The sequence below is a fragment of the Kitasatospora sp. MBT63 genome, from assembly GCF_000710465.2.
In the GTDB taxonomy this organism is placed as follows: Bacteria; Actinomycetota; Actinomycetes; order Streptomycetales; family Streptomycetaceae; genus Kitasatospora.
In genome coordinates this window covers 1-19,723 of sequence record NZ_JAIZ01000133.1, presented here as the reverse complement: position 1 = coordinate 19,723, position 19,723 = coordinate 1, and the positions used below count along the sequence as shown (strand labels likewise).

12 protein-coding genes and 1 pseudogene are annotated in these 19,723 nt (G+C 69.0%); 7 read left to right on the top strand and 6 right to left on the bottom strand.

Features of this window, described 5'->3' with window-relative positions; all coding sequences use genetic code 11:
* Nucleotides 1-466 (bottom strand): annotated as a pseudogene (locus tag AA75_RS08940) (hypothetical protein); the annotation flags it as partial.
* Nucleotides 467-929: 463 nt separating this feature from the next.
* On the bottom strand, nucleotides 930-2,348 hold the full coding sequence (locus AA75_RS08935; protein ID WP_033819298.1) for an aldehyde dehydrogenase family protein: 1,419 nt from the start codon (nucleotides 2,346-2,348) through the stop codon (nucleotides 930-932).
* A gap of 430 nt (nucleotides 2,349-2,778) precedes the next feature.
* Between AA75_RS08935 and AA75_RS08930 the strand changes: the two genes are divergently transcribed.
* From AA75_RS08930 to AA75_RS08915, 4 genes are all read left to right on the top strand, one after another.
* Nucleotides 2,779-3,018, top strand: a complete 240-nt coding sequence (locus AA75_RS08930) for a hypothetical protein (RefSeq protein WP_149038032.1) — start codon at nucleotides 2,779-2,781, stop codon at nucleotides 3,016-3,018.
* Between the two features lie 262 nt (nucleotides 3,019-3,280).
* Entirely contained in the window at nucleotides 3,281-3,742 is a 462-nt protein-coding gene (locus AA75_RS08925) for a pyridoxamine 5'-phosphate oxidase family protein (protein WP_033819296.1), read from the top strand.
* Nucleotides 3,735-4,727: an NADPH:quinone reductase gene (locus AA75_RS08920; protein ID WP_033819295.1), complete on the top strand. Its 993-nt coding sequence runs from the start codon at nucleotides 3,735-3,737 to the stop codon at nucleotides 4,725-4,727. Before AA75_RS08925 ends, AA75_RS08920 begins: the two co-directional genes overlap by 8 nt.
* A gap of 177 nt (nucleotides 4,728-4,904) precedes the next feature.
* Nucleotides 4,905-5,336, top strand: a complete 432-nt coding sequence (locus tag AA75_RS08915; RefSeq protein ID WP_033819294.1) for a hypothetical protein — start codon at nucleotides 4,905-4,907, stop codon at nucleotides 5,334-5,336.
* 336 nt (nucleotides 5,337-5,672) lie between these two features.
* Here the strand turns inward: AA75_RS08915 and AA75_RS08910 are convergent, their stop codons facing one another.
* The 3 genes from AA75_RS08910 to AA75_RS08900 are packed head-to-tail and all read right to left on the bottom strand — an operon-like array spanning nucleotide 5,673 to nucleotide 13,006.
* A complete protein-coding gene (locus AA75_RS08910) occupies nucleotides 5,673-6,224 on the bottom strand; it encodes a PleD family two-component system response regulator (protein WP_051812033.1) in 552 nt (183 codons plus the stop codon).
* Entirely contained in the window at nucleotides 6,221-10,105 is a 3,885-nt protein-coding gene (locus AA75_RS08905; RefSeq protein ID WP_051812032.1) for a response regulator, read from the bottom strand. The genes AA75_RS08910 and AA75_RS08905 overlap by 4 nt, the downstream gene beginning before the upstream one ends.
* Before the next feature lie 6 nt (nucleotides 10,106-10,111).
* Nucleotides 10,112-13,006 carry a LuxR family transcriptional regulator gene (locus AA75_RS08900; RefSeq protein ID WP_082526361.1) on the bottom strand — a complete coding sequence of 965 codons (2,895 nt, stop codon included), beginning with the start codon at nucleotides 13,004-13,006 and terminating at the stop codon, nucleotides 10,112-10,114.
* Between the two features lie 88 nt (nucleotides 13,007-13,094).
* Here AA75_RS08900 and AA75_RS53645 point away from each other — a divergent pair, with 88 nt between their 5' ends.
* Both AA75_RS53645 and AA75_RS53945 read left to right on the top strand, forming a co-directional pair.
* Nucleotides 13,095-15,953, top strand: coding sequence for a LuxR family transcriptional regulator (locus AA75_RS53645; protein WP_051812031.1), 2,859 nt, complete (start codon nucleotides 13,095-13,097; stop codon nucleotides 15,951-15,953).
* A 331-nt stretch (nucleotides 15,954-16,284) separates the two neighbouring features.
* The gene (locus AA75_RS53945; RefSeq protein ID WP_082526360.1) at nucleotides 16,285-16,788 is read left to right on the top strand and encodes a WhiB family transcriptional regulator; all 504 of its coding nucleotides are present in this window, start codon (nucleotides 16,285-16,287) and stop codon (nucleotides 16,786-16,788) included.
* Between the two features lie 161 nt (nucleotides 16,789-16,949).
* Here AA75_RS53945 and AA75_RS49145 read toward each other — a convergent pair whose 3' ends face one another.
* Nucleotides 16,950-17,126 (bottom strand): hypothetical protein, encoded by a 177-nt coding sequence (locus tag AA75_RS49145; protein WP_158515469.1) that lies wholly within the window; start codon nucleotides 17,124-17,126, stop codon nucleotides 16,950-16,952.
* Between the two features lie 697 nt (nucleotides 17,127-17,823).
* Between AA75_RS49145 and AA75_RS47205 the strand changes: the two genes are divergently transcribed.
* Nucleotides 17,824-19,723: kelch repeat-containing protein (locus AA75_RS47205; protein ID WP_199520292.1), on the top strand; the 1,900-nt coding region annotated here is incomplete at its 3' end.

Genomic DNA, 19,723 nt, shown 5'->3' with positions numbered 1-19,723 from the left:
CGGGGGAGTGGAGCGAGCCGCGGCTGGTCCGGGCGAAGGGCCGCCGCGGCTGGCGGACGTACACGACCGCCTCCGCGCTGGTGTTCGCCCTGGCGATGGTGCCGATCCTGGCGGTCGAGGTACTGGCGGGCCGGCCCGTGAGCAGTCTGACCGGCGGGGACTCCCGGACCGGCACCTCGCTCACCCCGGGCCGGTCCGAACCGCCCCGGAAGGCGCCCGTGGCACCGTCCACCGGCGGCTCCGGCCCGGCCGCCGTCCTGCCGTCCGGGCCGTCGCCCTCCGGCTCACCGTCCGGACCCTCGCCATCGGGCTCACCGGACACGACGGCGGATCCGGGAAGCGTCGGCGCCCCGTCCGGGAGCCCCTCGACCACGACCACGCCCCCGGCCGGCCCGGCCGTGAGCCCTTCCGGCGCACCGGCGCCGAGCCCCTCGGCCACCGCCGCCGGCAAGTCCTCGAGCCCCACGACCCCCGCGGCCCCCTCCGCTTCCGCATCGGCGCCGTGATGCGGAAGCCCGACGGGGCGTCAGGTGGCGGCGCGCCCCGTTCGGGCAGCGGACCGGGCAGATCAGGGACGGCGTACGGGTGGAAGGCGATTCGTGTGGTCGTCGTGCCGGCCAGGGCGGAGTTTCCTGGAGCTGCTACCTGAGCTTGGAGGTGTTCATGGCCAAGTACTTCTGGCATGCAAAAGTGACCGGTGCCGCTGGGGAGATGCACTGCCACGGACCTGTTGCGGTGCAATACGACGGCACCGCCGTCGAGCTGGCATAGGCGTCCCGTGTGCCCGCCGGACGTTTCCGAAGCGCAGGCGGGTGCTTCCCTTGACGCCGAGACCGCCGAAGGTGGTCCTCGGCGGACTGGAAGCAACCGCTCAGCAACCGGGTCTGCGTCCGGGCGGCACCGCCCCCTACGTGCTGACCCGCCCGGCCTCAGAACTGCAGGGACTTCGTACGAAGGAACTCCTCCAAGCCCTGGCGGCCCAGTTCCCGTCCCACACCGGAGTTCTTGTATCCACCGAACGGTGCCTGCGGATTGAACCTGCCCCCGTTGATGTGCACCTGCCCGGTGTCCATGCGTCGGGCGAAGGCGATGGCACTCTGCTCGTCCGCCGCCCATACGCCGCCTGCCAGGCCGTAGGCGGTTCCGTTGGCCAGCGCCAGGGCGTGCTCCGGGTCGCGATAGGCGAGGACACACAGGACCGGTCCGAAGATCTCCTCCTGGGCCACCGTCATGTCCGGGGTGACGTCGGCCAGGACCGTCGGCCGGACGTAGAAGCCCCGCTCGCAGTTGGCCGGCGCCTCGACGCCGCCGGTCACGAGCCGTGCGCCGGCATCCAGACCTAGCTGGATGTAACCGCGTACGCGGTCGCGCCGCCGTGCGCTGACGACCGGGCCGATCAGGGTCTCGGGATCGGTGGGGTCGCCGGGCACGTAGGTGGACGCGGCCTCGGCTGCCAGCGTGACCGCCTCCTCGTACTGATCCTGATGGACCAGCAGCCGGGACCAGGCATTGCACGACTGACCGGAGTTGCTGAAGATGTAGGCCATGTTGACGGTGACCGCCGTGGCGAGGTCGGCACCCGGGAGCACCACGTTCGCCGACTTGCCGCCGAGCTCGAGTGCCACGCGCTTGATGTCACGCCCCGCCAGCTCTGCGATCGAGCGCCCGACGGCGGTGGAGCCGGTGAAGGAGAGCAGTTCCACCTGGGGATGGCCGGCGAGCGCCGTGCCCGCCTCCGAGCCGAGGCCGGTGACGAGGTTGAAGACCCCGGCCGGGAGAGCCGCCTCGTGCACGATCCGGGCGAACAGGCGTGCCACGAGAGGAGTGTTCTCGGCGGGCTTCAGCACCACCGTGCAGCCGGCGGCGAGGGCGGGGACGACCTTGGCCACGATCTGGTGCAGCGGGTAGTTCCAGGGCGTGATCGCGCCGACGACTCCTGCGGGTTCGTGGTAGACGGTGGAGTTGCCGACCTTCTCGGTGAACTCGTAGTCGGCCAGGATCTCGACGTAACTGTCGGCGACCGCGATCGGCAGGCCGGTCTGGATCTCGGTGGAGAATCCGATCGGCACGCCCAGTTCGGCGGTCATCGTGTCGGCGATCTCGTGCCGCCGCGCGACCAGGCCCTCGTGGATCGCCTTCAGGTGGATGAGCCGTGTTCCGGGGTCGGTTGCACCCCAGGTGCGCTGAGCGGCCCGGGCGGCCGTGGCCGCACTGTCGATGTCGGCGGCGCTCCCGGCGGGGACGACCGCGAGGCTGTCCTCGGTGGCCGGATTGATGACAGTGATCACTCCGTCGCCGACGGACGGCCGCCAGCGACCGCCGATGTACTGATCGTTGTAGACCTCCATCACGGGCCTCCGGGCCGGGAAGGGAGAGCTGACCGGTATCGCCAGTCAATTCCCGCGGACGGCCTGACGCAAGTCACCCCCGGCGGGCCCCGGAGGTGCGGGCCGGACCGGAGCTCCGCCCCGCCCCGACCCGGATCGCCCGGTTGCCGCTCATCCGGCGTGGGGGCGGAATCGGAACTGGCCCCTGAGCGAACCGTTCGGCGGGGCGGGTGTTCCGAGCCGGTCTCGCTACCCGGGAGTGAGCGGATGTGCATGGCACAGGATCTGACCGATGTCTTCTCCGAGCCGGTACCGCGTACGGCGGGCGGCCGCAGCACGAGGTCTTCTCCGCGGTCATGGACGGTGCGGTGCAGTGGCGGTTGACGCGATGGACCGCGGCGGTCTCCCCTCTCCGGTCCGGCGTGCCCTCGTCGTAGGAATCGTCGGAGCCGTGCGCCGGCCGGACGCGGTACTGGTCGAACTCGACGGGGGCCGACGGGCGACGACGTCCCCCCGGTTGACGGCCGTGGAAGCGCGGCAGGTCGCCGAAGCGGTCGGTGGAAGCCTGCGGCCGCTGGCAGCGGGGCCCGACAGCATCGTGCACTGGTTGTTGGAGCCCTGGCTGCCGGTGGAGGTGATCTGCAAGGAAGGCGGTGACCTCCGGTTCATGCGGATGGTCGAGGAGAATTGAGGGAACCGACGGACGTCGAGTACATCGGGACGGTGGGCGCCCCCGGTGGAGCCGGGACGGAACCGGTGGCGGATCTCCTCGGCTCCAACGATCGGACACCCGTTCGGCAGTGGTCTCGCGGGATGCCACATGGCGGACAGCCGGCCCCGCACCCCAGCGGCGGGCAATGGTGAGAACCGCCGACCTCGCCGACACTGGCACTCGACGACATCCAGAGCCCGGAGCGCGCAGCGCATCCGGGAGTAGTGAGACGAGGGACAGCATGGGGATCATCACACAGGACATGCGCGCGATCGTCGACAGCGCGAAACTCGCGTTCGTGGCGACGGTCTGCGAGGACGGCTCCCCGAACCTGTCCCCGAAGGGATCGCTGCTCGTCTACGACGACGACCACCTGGTCTTCATGGACATGGCCTCCCCCACCACCGTGGCGAACCTCCGGCGGGACCCCCGGCTGGAGGTGAACGTGATCGACTTCCTCAAACGGCGTGGCTTCCGGTTCAAGGGAACCGCCGAATTCCGCGGCGAGGGAGACCCCGTGTACGCCTGGTCGCGCAAGTGGGTGATGGACATGCACGGGCCCGCCTATCCGTGCCACGAGGCGGTGCTGATCCGGGTGGAGCGGGCGCTGCCGGTGGACTCACCCGCCTACACCTTCGGGAAGTGGAGCGAGCCGGACCTGGAGCGAGCCTGGGCCGACACCTACGGTGTGGCCCATGACTAGCCCGCCCGCGACGGTCACCGCCGCGTACATCGACGCCACGGGGCCGGCCGACGTGATCCGGGTCGGGGCGCTGCCCACCCCCGTCCCCGGTGACGGAGAGGTCCTGGTCCGTACACAGGCGATCGGGGTCAACCACGTCGACACCTTCGTACGCTCGGGCGCCTACCCGACACCGCTGACGTTCCCCTTCGTCATCGGGCGCGACGCGGTCGGCACCGTGGCAGCCGTCGGGACCGGGGTGGCCGGTTTCCTGGCGGGCGACGCGGTCTGGTGCAACAGCCTCGGCCACGGCGGCCGCCAGGGACCGTCGGCGACCTACACCATCGTCGCCGCCGAGCGCCTCTACCCCCTGCCCGCCGGTGTCGACCCGGTGGCGGCGGCCGCGGTGCTCCACACCGGTGCCACCGCCCACCTCGGCCTCTTCCGGGAAGCACGGCTGCGGGCCGGCGAGACCGTCGTCGTGGGCGGAGCGGCCGGCGGGGTCGGCAGCGCGGTCGTACAGATCGCCGCGGAGGCCGGGGCCAGGGTCATCGCCGTCGCACGGTCCGAGCAGGTCCCGTGGTGCCGGTCCAGCGGTGCCCAGGAAGTCCTCGACCGCCGCGCACCCGATCTGATCGGGCGCCTGCACAAGGCCGCACCGGACGGCATCGACGTGTACTGGGACACCTCCGGCCACCACGACCTCGAACAGGTCGTCCCGCTGCTGGCCCCCCGCGGCAGGGTGATCCTGATGGCCGGCCTCGACGCCCACCCGACCCTGCCGGTCGGCACGCTCTACACCCGGGACGCGAGCCTTCGCGGGTTCGCGCTCTCCAACGCCACGACCGACGAACTGGCCGACACCGCGGCGGCACTCAACTCCCTGCTCGCCGGGGGAACACTGCGCGCGGGACAGGTCCAGGCGCTGCCGCTCTCCCAGGCCCCGCACGCCCACGCACTGCTGGAGAACGGCCGGGCGACCGGACGCCTCGTCCTGCTCCCGTAGCACCGGGCAGCTGCCCTCCGACCACCGAGTCGGACGGTGCCGCCGTGATCTCTCAACGGCAGGGTGTGTGCCCCTCTCGCTGCGCGTTCGGCCGTAGTCGCCATCGCCGGTCAACGCCAGGCTGGCCGTATGTCCGCCCGTTCCCATCGGAGCCGTCACGGCCGGTTCGGCGTTCCCGTGTCCGAGTCGCCGCCGGGCACGGCCCCGCAGCCGATGACGGCCGTCGCCGTCCGGCAGTCCGCGTTGCCCGCCTGGACCAGGCACACGGCGGTCGCCCTACTGCGTCCCGCCGGATCGATCCACCATCCGCAGTACCTCCACGGCGGTACGCTGGCGGCCATAGACCTCGGCCTGCTGTCCGTGGTTCCGGCACTGTGGGCCCGGGGTATCGACACCTTCGCCTCCTGCGAGGCGAGTAACGGGCCCGACCTGGACTGGGCGTACTGCATGCTGGACAGGGACCGGGTGCACGATGCCTGCGAGGTGATCCGCCGGCACGGCGAGATCCAGCAGATCCGTCCACCGGCCTGGCAGCACAGCCCGTGGGTCAACATCGAATGGTGCTGGACCGGCCGCCGAACGCACGGACTGCCGAGCTCGGACATCTGAAGGCCGTGCGGTGCAGCCGGTGGACGAGAAACCGCTGCCCATGGTCTCAGAGCACGCCGCGTAGGCCGCCTCACGACGGCGGTGGCAGGGCGCACCGGGCCGACGGCCGCTCCGGGTCAGGCGCCGGCGTCACGATGACGGAGAGCTGGACGGAGTGCTGAACGCAGGGCGGCGGTCCGTGTGCCGGGGGAATCGTCCGTCGGTGATCTCCGTACGGATCCGGGCCATATGGCGGGGGAGTCGGTCGTGCTCGTGTCGGCGCCGGGGTGCCAGGCGGACCGAATGCAACGCCCGGTGTTCCCGGGGGCGGCACACGGATCCCCGTGGGGGGCTGCGTCACTGCGCTCTGAGCGCCTGGGCGATCTCGCGGGCCAGCCGGCCGAAGGAACCGGGGTAATCGAAGAAGGCGGTCAGCTCGTGGAAGGCCGGCGAGTCGAGCCTGGCCGCGGCGACGGCGGAGGCGAGCTTTCCGAGCTCTTCCTCACGTTCCTCCTCCAGGTGTTCGAGCCTCGCCTTAAGAAGGATGGCGTTGACCCGGGAGGCGAGGAGAAGCGAGTCGAGTGGTTTGGGCAGATAGTCCACCGCGCCGAGTTCGAGGCAGCGGATGACGCTGTCCATCTCGCCGAGGGCGGACATCATGACGACGGGTATGTCACGCAGAGCGCTGTCCGCCCTCATGTGCTCAAGTGTCGCGTAGCCGTCCAGCTCCGGCATGACGATGTCGAGGAGGACGACGTCGAACTGTTCTCGGCGCAGCTTCTCGAGGGCGATGTTGCCGTTCTCGGCGGTGTCGGTCAGGAGGCCGCTCACTTCCAACCGGTAGGTGATCATCATGCGGTTGGTACGGTCGTCGTCGACGACGAGGATCCTGTCTTTGCCTGTGGTCATTGCTCAAGCTCCCTCTGCAGCTGGTCGAGAGACCGAGAGACGGTTTCGTACTCACGCTCGATCTGTGTGACGACGGGTTCGGCGCCCTGCAGGTCGCCCTGTTCTGCGAGAGTCTCGGCGCGCTGGCACAGTGGGGCCAGCCGTTGGAACCCGAACGTCTGGCCGTGGGACTTGAGCGTGTGGGCCGCTCGCCGGACCTCGGGTGCGTCCTGGTCGGCGAGACCGGTTCGGAGGGTCGCGACGAGTGGCGGCGAGTCCTCGCGGAAGGTCTCCAGGAGTTGGGTCACGAACGCCTTGTCGAACGAAGCCACCAGCCGGGTGAAGGTGCCGGTGTCGACCGCCGGGAGATCTTCGTCGTGGGATTCCTCCTCGGGGGAGTCAGCGGCCTCCTTCGCCGGGAGGTCTTCGTCCGGCTGTCCCAGCGGGGACGAGCGGGCAAGGGCTGCGGCGAGCTCGTCACTGTGGAGGGGCTTGCTGAGGTAGTCGTCCATCCCCGCGGCCACACACCTCTCCCGGTCCTCCGGCATGGCGTTGGCGGTGAGGGCGATGATGCGGGGGCGCCGGTCGGCGGGCCAGGTCCGGTGAATCCGGCGGGACGCTTCGAGGCCGTCCATGCGGGGCATCTGGACATCCATCAAGATGACGTCGTAGTGGTTCTCGTGCAGCGCGTCGACGGCCGCCTGGCCGTCTTCCACGATGTCGGCCGAGTAGCCGATCTTCTCCAGCAGGCGCCGGGCCACCTGTCGGTTCATCTCGTTGTCCTCGGCGAGCAGGATGCGCAGCTCCTTCTGCGGTCCTGTTTCGCGCTGCGTGTCGCTCGTTTCGGATTCGGCCGAGGGCAGGTGGCCCAGGATCTCGCGGCACAGGTCTTTGTAGAGCTGCGCCGCTTTTATCGGTTTGGTATGGTGGGCGGCGAATTCTTCGAGCATTTCCTTGGGTGCGTCGGGCCGGCCGATCGAAGTGAGGAGGAAGAGGGGGAGCTCCTGCCGCCCGCGGTGTTCTCTGATTTTCTGGGACAGCGTGATACCGTCCATGTCCGGCATCTGCATGTCGAGTATCCCGATGTCGAAGGGGTCGCCCGCGCGGATCCAGTCGAGGGCTTCCTGCTGGGATCCGGTCGCACGGACGAGCATCCCCCACGAGCTGCCCTGATGGCTGAGGATCGTTCGGTTGGTCGGGTTGTCGTCGACGACGAGCATCCGCTTGCCGCGCAGGTCGGTCCGTGAATTGTTCAACCGGCGCATACGCAGGTCGGGCGGAACTTCGCTGGTGAGCATCGTGAAGTGGAACGTCGACCCCGCACCGTCCTGGCTCTCGGCCCACATGGTCCCGCCCATGAGCTGCGCGAGCCGGCTGCTGATCGCCAGCCCCAGACCCGTTCCGCCGAAGCGCCTCGTCGTGGAGCTGTCCAACTGCTCGAACGGTTTGAACAATGAGGAAATCCGGTCCGGCGGTATGCCGATACCGGTGTCACGGACACTGAAGTGCAGCTGTATGGCACCCTGATGACCGTTCACACCGGCGTCGTGGTGCTCGTCCCCGGGGAGATCGGACGGGATGTCCTTCCGGTCCACGGAGAGGACGACTTCGCCGCTCTCGGTGAACTTCACGGCGTTTCCCAGCAGATTGACCATGATCTGGGTGAGGCGTACGGAATCACCCATGACCTCGTCCGGCATATGCGGGTCGATGATGTAGGCCAGATCGAGGTTCCTTTTCTCGGCGGCCTTCACCGCTACCACGTCGAAAGCCGACTCCACGCAGTCCCGCAAATCGACCGGGCGGTTCTCCAGATCTATCTTCCCGGCTTCCGATTTCGAGAAGTCGAGGATGTCGTTGATGATGGTGAGCAGGTTCTCACCGCTCCGCTGGACGATGTTCGCGAAGTCGCGCTGCTCGGAGTCCAACTCCGTGTCGAGGAGCAGCTCCGTCATGCCGATGACGGCGTTCATCGGTGTTCGGATCTCATGGCTCATCGTGGCGAGGAACGTACTCTTCGCCCGGTTGGCGTTCTCGGCGGCCTCCTTGGCGCTCTCCAGCCTGGCGGCGGCGCGCTCCCGCTCCAGGACCCGGCCCAGCTGGGAACCGACGTTGAGCACGAGGGTCATGGTGGCACCGTCGGGCGGCGGGCAATCGGCGGTCAGGAAGTCCAGGACCGCCGGGACCTCCTTCCCGACGTGAACGGGGATCACGAGGCGGCCGGTGGCCCCTTCGCAGCCCGCCGACCCGGGGACGCCGTCGGCGGCGTCGGGGACCCAGACGGGCCGGCCATCGGCCCGTGCCGATCCGGGCAGCCCGCCAGGCGAACGGTCCAGGAGATCGGCGACCGCCCGGATCCCCGGGGTGACCAGGGTTTCGTCGTCGTAGTGCACGGCGGAGGGGACCAGGGGCGGCGGTTCATGGCCGCTCTCCGCCTCCTCGGCTGCCGCGGCGGCGACCAGGTGGGCGCGGCCGACCGGCCAGTGCATGCTCCCTCCGATCAGCGCCATCGTCGTCCTCAGCGCTTCGTCCCAGGTGGGCGCCTCGTTGGCGGCAGCGGCGACGCCTTGCAGCAGGGCCAGGGAGTTGTTGCGTTCCTTCAGCTCGCTGGTGCGCTCCGTGACCTTCTGCTCGACCTCGGTGTAGCTCTCCTGGAGCCGGTCGACCATGGTGTTGAACCCCTGTGCCATGGCACCGATCTCATCGTGGCTGCGTACCTCGGCGCGCTGGTCGAGATCACCGGCGGTGAGTGCCTCGGAGGCCCGGGCGACGGTTGCGACGTTCCGTGCGATCCGCCTGGCCAGTCCCACGGTCAACGCGATGATGACGGCGAGGACGGCGGCAATACCGGCGAGGACGAACAGTTTCTGCTGCTCGAGCGTGTCCTGACGGGTGTGCAGCATGTGGTTCTCCTGGTCGAACAGGGAGTTCCACAAGGTGCTGTTGGCCTGGATCGCAGTGGTGGTCTGGGCTCCGTAGGCCGCCGGTGCGAGGGTGATCGTCTGAGCGTTCACGATCTGCTGTTCGCTGGTGTCGATGACGCTGCGCACGCTGGCGGTGGCCGATTCGAGCTGGGGCTGGAGGGCGGGCTGGAGCCCGCTGTTGTGGTTGAACGACGAGGTGTTGGCGAAAGCCCGGTCCAGTGCGTCGTTGAGCTCCCGGATGTTCTGGTCCAGCACGCTGCTCTCCTGGGCGACCTCGATCCGGTCGGCGGTGCTCGCGGACTGGTTGGCCAGGATCGGCACCGCTGTCCCGCTGATCGCGTAGAGCTCGTTGACCAGCCGGGGTTCCCACAACAGCAGGCCGGTCATCGTGTAGTAGGTGTCCAGGTCGGGATCGAGGATGAGCTTGGAGGAGTCGCCGACGTAGGAGTAGAGCTGGTGGAGGTTGTCGATCAGCTTGGTGTACTCCGCGTCCTGAGCTCCGGCAGCGGCGGCCGGGGCCGTCTTCAGCTGGTTCCATGCCGCGGTGAGCGCAGCGGGCGCGAGCTGGCTCTTCCCCTTCGCAGCCAGGTCCGCGACGGTCGTCTGGAGAGGCACGCCCAGCCGGCTGTTCACCTCGTCGAGTGTGGCGAAGCCCGCGTCGATCGACTGCGCGGTGGCCTGGAGCCGACCGGTGTCGGACGTGTCGCCGCCGGCCTGGAGACGCTGGAGCGCGGTGTAGACCGAGGTGTCCTGGATGAGCGTGCTGAGGGGGCGCAGATACTCCGTTCCCTGCAACTCGCTGCGGGCGAAATCGATGCGCACGTCCTGCTGGTTGATCAGGGCCGCCGTGGCGAGACCTATCGGAATGATCGAGACCAGGCAGATGGCCATGAGCTTGGTCCGGATACCCAACCCCAGGCGGGGCAGGTGCAGCCAGCTCGGCCGGCGGCGATTTCGTCCCTCGGTGCTCATGGACATCGCATCTCATCCCTGGCGGGTCGAGCGGCTCAGTGCTTCACCGAGTTGGCGCCGCCCGTTGATGCCGAGCTTGCGATAGGCATTGGACAGCCGCAGCTCGACGGCTTTGACGGAGATGGACAGCTCCGTCGCGATCTGGCGGTTGGTGCGTCCGGCGGCGGCCAGTTCGCAGGCACGGTTCTCACTCACGGTGATCTGGGGTGCTTCCTTCGTGCGTGGGCCGCTGTCGGTGGCGCCCGGTGCCGCCTCGGGGGTGGCGGCCTGGGACGGGGCGGCGAGGAAGCCGGAGGCGAGATCGGCGGGTTCGGGGCTCTGCGCCGGTTCGGCCGGCTCCTCCTCGGCGGGGAGCCGGGCACCGCACCGTTGCGCGAGCTCCGCAGCCTCGGCCCACACCTCGCCCGCCTCGGAGGTCCGCCCCAGCCGGCGCAGGGCCGTACTCCGGGCCGCCAGAGCCTTGGCGTACTCCAGCCGGGCGGACGATTCCCGGAGCCGGAAGACCGCTTCGGAGAGGAAGACGAGCCCCTCCTCGGGCGGCTGGACGGCGCCGACGACCCTCAAAGCCCTGCCCCAGGCCGGCCGGGCACTCCAGTTGCGAGCCAGCCGCAGCTCCTCGCGGGCCAGTGGCAGGCCTTCCCCCGAGTGCCCGAGCCGGTGGAAGCACAGGGCCGCCTCCGACTGCCAGGGCACCAGCGCAGGGTTCTGGCCGCCCGCGGCACCGAACGACCTGCCCGCCGCCAACTGCGCCTCCAGCCCCTCCGCGGGCCGTCCCCGCAGCCGGTGCAGCCGGCCCAGGCTGTGAAGCAGGTGGTACGCCAGGCCTCTGGTGGAGTCCGCCTCGCCCGCATGCGCCCATTTGAGAGCGGATTCGGCGTCGCCGAGACGCCCCTGCTCCATCAGGACATCGCCGAGCAGCGGACCGACGATGGAGCGCCACAGCTGGGCCGAGGTGGCCTCGACGGCCTCCACCGCCCTTCTCGCGTCGTCCTCCGCCTCGGCCAGCCGGCCCCGGCTCAGCAGGGCCGACGCGCGACAGGCCAGGGCCGGCAGCAGCGCGGTCAGAGAACCGTCACGCTCGGCCCCGGCCACCGCCTCTTCCAGGGCCTCGACGGCCTCGTCCCTCTCCGCCGCCACCAGTACGAGCCACCCCGGCGCCAGCAGGACCGCATCCGTGGGATATGCATCCTCCGCGCCACCGCCGATCGCACGCAACACGCGGGGAACGGCCTGCGGATCGCCCAGGACCGCGTAATGCGCGGCGATCACGCAGGCGAGCGTGCGGCCCCCGGGAGTGGTGAGCCGCTGTTGGCCCAGGGCCGCCACCCGCCGCAGGATGTCACCGCGCGATTCCTGCTGCCCCGGTTCGTACAACGGAACGGTCAGTACGGACGCCTGAAGCCGGTGGCGCAGTTCCTCGTCCTGCGTCGAAGGGTCATCCAGCGCTTGCTGCCAGACCTTGAGCGACTCCGAGCCACGGCATCCCATCAGCATGGCGATGCCGAGGTCGAGCGCGATCTCGGCCCGACGGGACCGGCTGCTCAGCCTGTGGGCCGCGATCAGGCTGTCTTCCGCCGCCGGGATGTCGAGCAGCAGCCGCGCGCGGCCCTGCCGGAAGAGCACATCCGCCCGCAGCTCCGGCTCGGGCGGCTCCGCCAGACACCGTTGCAGGTCTCTCAGCGCCTCCTGCGGCTCTCCCCGCGCCATCGCCTCGTCGGCGGCCCGGAGCAGCACGCGTACCGTCTGGACATCTGCCGCAGGAGGCGTCTGCAGCAGCTGCCCTGCTGCCCGCCGCAGGTCACCCGCGGCCAGCATCTGCGCGGCCGCCCTCCGGTGTGCCTGCGCCCGGGTGACGGGTTCGATCGCCTGGTACAGAGCGTTGCGGACCGGCGGGGACAGCGGAGCGCGGCCCCGGTCCACCGCAGCGGGGCCGGGGATGCCGCCGAGTCGTCTCAGTTCCTCGTCCACTCCGGTTCCCACCCCGGCGGGCAGACCGTCGAGTGCGGCCGCCTCGGCCATGGTCGCCTCGGGCCCGAGGATCGCGATCGCCTCGGCGATCGAGGCATGGGCCCGGGGGATCCGGGTCAGCCACTCGGCGGCCGTCCGCGCCGAGGCTTCGGCCGCCAGAGCGGAGACCCGCTCCGCGCCGACGGCCACCGGCGCGATGCCTCTGGCGACGAGAGTGTCAGCCAGGTCCGCCAGCAAGCGCGGATTTCCGCCGGTGGCGGCATGGCAGGCCCGGACGAAGGCTTCCTCCGGAGGGTCGCCGGCTGTCGCTGCCACCAGCCGGTCGCCCAGCAGGCGTCCGCTGTCCTCGACACTCAGCGGCCCGGGCCGCAGGACGGTCCGCACCGCGTCCGGCACGTCCGCGCCGGCAGGAGCCAGCGGGCTCCCCCAGGCCCCGGGAGGCTCGCGGATCGCGGCAGCGAGATAGCACCGCAGGCCGGATACCCATGAAGCCAGATGCTCCAGGAAAGACAGGGAGCAGTCGTCCGCCCACTGAACGTCATCCATCAACAGGGCCAGTGGCTGCTGGTCGCACAGGCTACGGGCCAACCGGAGCAGGGCCGGCAGGATAGCCTGGTCGCCGTGTGCCCCCGCAGGGTCGTCGAAGAGGGCGATCAGCTGCGGCGACAACAACTCCTGCCGCTGCTGGGCCGGAAGGGACAGAAACAGCTGACGGACGGCTGCGAACGGCAGGTCCCGTCCGGACTGCTCGCACCGCACCGTGAGGGTTCGGAACCCGGATCGTGCCATGTCCGCGGCTGCGGCAATGAGGGTGGACTTCCCCATTCCGTCCGGCCCCTCGACCATGACGATCTGTCCGCCGATGCTCTCCGCCCGGGCGAGACCGGCGGCCACTATCGCGATTTCCTCTTCTCTGCCGTGACACTCCGTTCCGGCCATGGGCCAATTATGCGCCTGAACAACGACCCGCACAGATCACCGCTCATACGCCTTCGCACGGGCACACATACCGGTATTAGATGAAGGTATGTACGGTGTTACCGGTTCCGGGCCCCACTCGGCGTCGGACGGCGAGCAGGAGTTCATCGGGCGCCGGAGCCAGCTGGATACCCTTCGTGCCTGCGCCGGCCAGGTACGCGAGGGCACGCCGTGGGTTGTCGTCGTCGAAGGCGAAGCAGGAATCGGCAAGAGTCTCCTCGTACGGCAGGCACTCGCCGAACTCGACGACTTCACCGTCTGGTGGGCGACCTGCGACCTGACGGAACAGGACTACGCGCTCGGCGTCGTCGACCAACTGATCCGCAAAGTACCCCGCTCCATCCTCGCCGAGGCACCGTCCCTCTCCCGACCGCCGACCGCCGAGCCCAGGTCACCGATCCAGGTCGGCGCAGACGTGGTCCGACTACTGGGAGCGGCCCAGGAAACCCAGCCGGTGGCGGCCGTGGTCGACGACATCCAGTGGGCCGACGAAGCGTCGATGGCCGCCCTCGGCTTCGCCGCCCGCAGACTGTGGGCCGAGCGGGTCCTCGTGGTGGTGATCACCAGAACGGAACGCCGACCGGGTGAGCACACCGCCGCCACCCTCTCGGTGGACTGGCAACGAATAGTCGCAGGCGTCGAACACGGCCACCAGATCGTCCTCTCCGGCTTCGCCGACCAGGAGATCATCCAGCTCGCACGCTCCATGGGCAGAGCCAACATCACACTGGAGGCAGCAGACCGACTGCGAAAGTACACCGGAGGCAATCCGCTCTACCTGCGCTCGGTACTCAACGAAACACCGTCCGACGACCTCGCAGACCCTCTCCGCACACTGCCCGCACCGAAGTCGCTCGCCCACACCGTCCACCGAGCCCTGAACCGGCTCCCGCCCAACAGCCGCGACCTGCTCGAAGCCCTCGCCATCCTCAACTCACGCGTCCCACTTGCCATCGCCGCCCGCCTGGCCCAGGTCGACGACCCGGCCTCCGCCCTGGAACCGGTGCTCAACTCCGGAATGGCCGAATGGCGCCCCGGCGACCCCTCCAGCCCGGTCGAAATCCGCCACACCCTCCAACAAGAGGCGATCTACCGAGCCATCCCCCCACTACGGCGCCGAGCCCTGCACGCCGCCGCCGTCCCACTCGTGGACTCCGCCGCCGCCTGGGCACACCGCGTCGCGGCCACCGACCGCGTCGCCCCCGAACTGGCCACAGAACTCCAGACGGAGGCCGACCGGGTCGCCGCCCAGGGCCAGCTCAGCCGCGCCGCAACCCTCCTCCTGTGGGCCGCAGACCTGTCCGACAGACGCGAAGACCAAGAAAGACGCCTGCTCACCGCCGCCGTACGCCTGCTACTGGGAAAGAACTACCGACGGTGCGCCGCGCTACGACACCCCATCGAGACCTGCACCCCGTCCGCGCTGCGCACTTGCGTCCTGGGGCGCCTCGCCTACAGCGAAGGCGGCCTGGAGATGGCCGCGGCACTCCTGTCAGAGGCACTGCACGTCGCGGAGAGCGAAGGCTCACCGCAGGTGATCGCGCTTGCCTGCGTCTGGCTGGGCGCCACCTACAGCCAGCAGATGCGGGGCGAGGAGGCACTTCCCCTGTTCCTGCGGGCCCTCAGCCTGGACCTGCCCGCGCCCCGGGCGGTCAGCTACGCCCGGTACCTGCTCTCGCTGGCGTCCGCCGACATGGGGGAGCCGCGTGCGGGCCTGCGCGCCCTGGCGGACACCACGGCCCTGCCGGAGCAGGCCGCCCAGGTCGCCCTCGCCGACAGTCTCCTGCTCAGCCCGCGCGGAATCCTGCGCGGGATGGCAGGCGAGCTGCACGCCGGCATGGAGGATCTGATGACCCTGGTCCGCCGGCAGCGTGCCGGAGAGGTCACCGAGGTCCAGGTCTCGGAGTACTTCATCCTGGCCGCGTTCCAGTATCTGGCGGGAGTCTGGGAGGACGCCGAGGTCACCGCGCAGAACGCCCTGACCCTCGCAGCCGCGAACGGGCAGCTGTTCGGCTTCGCCCCGGCACACGCCGTCGCCGCGATGGTGGCCGCCGGCCAGGGACGTTGGGATGCCGCCGTGGAACACCAACGAGCCAGCGAGAAGGCGGCCCGGGAGAGCGAAGCAGCACTCGACGGCGCCTACCCGATCCTGGCTGCGGCGGTGCTGGCCCAGGCCAAGGGAGACCCCACCGCGATGGCCCAGGCCATGCAGCGCTTCGCGCCCCCCGGCGCAGCGGCCCGGCTGGCCGGCTGGCACGTCTGGTGGCTCCCGCTGCAGGTGGAGGCGTACATCGGCACCGGACGCCTGGACATGGCCACCACCGCTCTCGGGCAACTCCAGGAGATGGCCGAGGACGCGCCCTGCCTCCGGGTGACCGAGCACTGGCTGACGGGGGAGCTCGCCGAGGCCAGACAAGATACCCAGAACGCGATCGCCGCCTACCGCAACGGCCTCGCCCTGCCCGTCAGCGACGACGACGTCCCACTTCACCGTGCCCGACTCGAGCACGCGTACAGCAGGATCCTTCGCACCACCGGAGAACACGAGGCGGCCCGGGAGCACCTGTTGCGTGCCCGGCGCGCGTACCAGGAGATCGGCGCCACCCCGTTCGCCGAGCGGGCGGCCTCCGAGCTCGGCGCGCTGGGTGCCGAAGGCCGGCCCGACGACACGAAGGGCCAGTCCGCCGTCCCCGGGACCTCTACCGCGGCGCCGGCCACCGCGGGCCCCCCGATCGGCCTCACCGAACGGGAGCGTGCCGTCGCCCACCTCGCAGCCCAGGGGTTGACCAACCAGGAGATCGCCGGGGAGCTCTTCGTCAGCACCAAGACGGTCGAGTACCACCTCGGCCACGTCTACGCCAAGCTCGGTCTGACATCGCGCCGCCAGCTGCGGAAGGCTCTGAAGTGAGATGGTCTCATCTTCACAGCGTGGAAACCGCCCGCATCCCACCGAGGACATCCCCAGACCGGTGCCGGCCGGGCTGTGAAGGAAGTTTCGGTTCAGCCTGCCGGGGCAGGGATGCTGCTACTTCGCACCCGTGATCGAATCCGCCCTCCGTGGCCGCCCCGGCGCCGACGCCGACCGGACGGTCCATGAAGGGTTGCCCCTGAGGTCCGGTTGCAGGGCAGAGCCTCGTTCCTGCCTCGTAGCGTTTCTCTCCCGTGACCTCCTCGCGGAGCATTCCATAGAGTCGGGACAAGAGTGATCTTCATTCCCTGCGCTTGGATGGGCGGCCGACATGGACGGTAGTAACGCGATTCCCCGATGCACCGGTCGACTCCGGACCGCGGCAGGGCGATCGGTCACCGTCCTAGCCACAGATGATGTTCTCGCCGGGGGCCTGGCCCTCGCCTCCCCGGCCCACGCGGCCACCTCGGCCCACGCGGCCACCTCGGCCCACACGGCCATCCCCGCCCCCGCGGCCATCCCGGCTCCGGCCCACCCACCCGCGACGACGACCCCTGCGGACACCGAACCGGGCGAACCCGTCACCCCCGAGACGCTGCGCGATCTGGTGCTTGCCCACCCGTCCGGCCGGATTCCCTGCCTGACCCGGGACAGCGAGCTGTGGTTCTCCAAGTTCGTCGCCGACCAGCGCCAGGCGGCTGACTGGTGCGGCTCCTGTCCGGTCGCCGAACCATGCCGTGAGGCCGGTCGTAGCAGCCGCGCCGCCTACGGCGTATGGGGCGGGGAGAGCCCCCGGGAGCGGCGCAACGCCGGCTATGCAAGCCGCAGGTCGTGACCGCCTCCACGGCCATGCCGCGAGCGGTGGGGCGGCGCTTCGCTGCATCGTGTGACGGCATCGTGTGACACACGGGAGCGGGCGGGGGCGCCAGGGGCTGGATGGCGGATCGCGTTCCGCAGCCGGGCTGGCCGTCGAGTTCCCGCAGATCACGGCCCCTTTCACGGAACGGCCGGACGGAACCGTCCTGTGTCCTCACTGCTCAGCGTCGGGCGCATTTCTGTCGCCCGGGCACGTCGCTCGAACGCTTCCCCGGTCACCAGCGCCCACAGCGCACGGGCCTGACGGGTACGGCGGTCGGGCAGCGGCAGCACCTCGTCCTTCGGGATGGCCGACACGTACCGAACCCGATGCTCCTCCGGCCGGCCGGAGGAGCAGGGCACGGGAGCGGCTGCGGAGTTCGTCCGCCGGGAGGTAGCTGTACGGCACATCGGCGGCCAGTGCGCGCTCGAGCATCCGGGCGGCCCAGTTCCGGCTGGTGGCCGGCAGGTCGGCCCGCTCGACCGACACGCCCTGCTCGGGCAGTCAGGTGTCGGCCTCGGCGGACCCGTCCCGAATCGCCCGACGGGCGGCAGTGTCAGTCCCACAACCGGGGCAACGATCCACCCGACGTCACGTCAAGTGAACAACCAGCTGGCGGTACCGGCGTGACGTCGAGACCGGGGTCTTGCCCGAAGAGTCAGGATTCGTGCCCGACATGTGGCGCTCTGGGCCGGCCGAGGTCAATGGACCGGCTGCGATCCTGATCATCCGATTACGGGGCGGTGCTGGTTCCGGCTGAATGGAGTCCCTGTGGTAGCCGACATCCCCACCAGCCTTTGCCGGCTCGTCCGAGGCTCGGTGGCCCGTGCCAGATCGGTGCTCCGGGGGACGATCGCCTCCCCTCTCACGGGCTTCGAGGGGACGGCTGGTGACGGGGATGCGCCAGGCAGCGAGCATGGGGCACCGAGCCGACGCCCCCTGGGCCGCCGGACGCGGAGACGGCCCTCCAAGGGTTCGCGTCTCTTTTCGGCGGGTGCACCGCACGGGCGTGCCGTGCACGCCATCGTGGCCGCACTTCTCGCTGCCGCACTTGCGATTGCTGGTCTCGCCTTCTTTGCGGGAGATACTCACGCCGCAGGCCTTTGGGCTTTCACCAAGAACGATATGAGCGCGGCCCGCCTGCATGCGACGGCGACGGTCCTGGCCGATGGAAAGGTTCTGGTCGCTGGCGGCGACGATGGAAATGAAGCTGCCCTGGATTCGGCTGAAATTTACGATCCGGAAACCGGATCCTGGAATGAGACCGGCAGCATGAAACAGGCGCGAAGGGATGCAACGGCTACCCTCCTTCCTGACGGTAGAGTGCTCGTCGCCGGCGGCCGAATCGCTAGCTTTGCTCTGAATTCGGCTGAAATTTACGACCCGAAAACCGGGCTCTGGGGATTTACCGATAGCATGAAACAATACCGCATGGATGCAACGGCGACGGCATTCCATGGTGCATTCACGGCCGCCATCAACGGCAGAGTATTTGTTGCTGGCGGTTTTGGTGGCGATGGTAGCACCAATAGGAACTACCTGAATTCGACGGAAGTGTATGACCCGAAGACCGGCCACTGGCAGGCTGCGGCCAGCATGACCGTCGCGCGCGCCAACGCGACGGCAACCGTCATGAATACACTCCCTCAAAATGGGGGAATTCTTATCGCCGGCGGAGACAACAATGACGGCGACCTGAACTCGGCAGAGATGTACAATCCGGGCAGCGACTCATGGAGCAATGCAGGCAGCATGAACGCCGCCCGCTCGAGTGCGGCAGCGACGGCGACGACCATGTCCAACGGAAAGGCCCTAGTGGCCGGCGGAGGAGTTAAGTCGGCGGAGCTCTATGATCCGGATGCAAAATCCTGGACCCTCACAAAGGGTGATATGGCGAATGTCAGGTTTGCCTCGACGAATGCAGTCGTAATACCTGGCGGTAAAGTCCTCGTGGCCGGCGGATCCGATGGAATGAGAGGCGTCCTAAAATCGGCAGAACTGTACGACCCCACATCCGGCGAGTGGAGCAGTGCAGGTGATATGAAGTCCCCCAGAGTATATGCGATCGCATTGAGCGTGCCGAACGGTAAAGCTCTCGTTATCGGCGGCGGTCAATCGGCTGCGGGCAGCGAAGCATTCAACGGCTTGAAATCGGCCGAGGTCTACTGGCCGAGCCCGGGGCAACCGGTGGATCCGGTTGTGACCAATGAAGCCTTCTCGCCGCAATGTCCCCAAGGGGGGCAGGCTGCAAAATGCCTGAACGTCTGGCGGAGTAACAATACCTACTCCATAACGCTCGCCTCCCCGGGCCCTTCCATTCCGGAGCCCACCGGGTCGGTCACTTTCCACAGTCAAAAGCAGGGGGTGAACACAGATTCAGGGCCTGTGAACCTTGTTGATGGAACTGCCGAGGTTCCCATAAAAATTCCATCGGGGCATTATAGTTATTTCGTGACCTATAGTCCATGCCGCGTAGGTCAGGACCAATGTGTTGAAAGTGAATTCTATAAATCTTTCCAGTATTCGCCAAGCCTGAACACATTTGATGTGATCAAGGAGCGTTCTGTTACGGCTTTGACTGCGAGTCCGGCCGCCGAGTCATGGACGGTGTCTCAGCCTGTGACGTTCACCGCGACGGTCACGAATGCGGACGGAACCCCGGGCGCGCCGGCTCCCGACGGTGGTGCGGTAACGTTCAAGGACGGCGACAAAGTGCTAGCCCCTAATGTTTCCGTGGTGGCCGGCATGGCAAGTCTGACGGTTCCACTTGGTGCAGGTGGACACAGCATCACCGCCACATATTCCGGTACGGGAATCTACGACGGAAGCACGTCGGATGCGATCGGCCGTGAGATTCCGAAGGCGGAGTCGCATACGGTGGTCAGTGCCGATCCGTCGCAGGTGACCGCCGGGC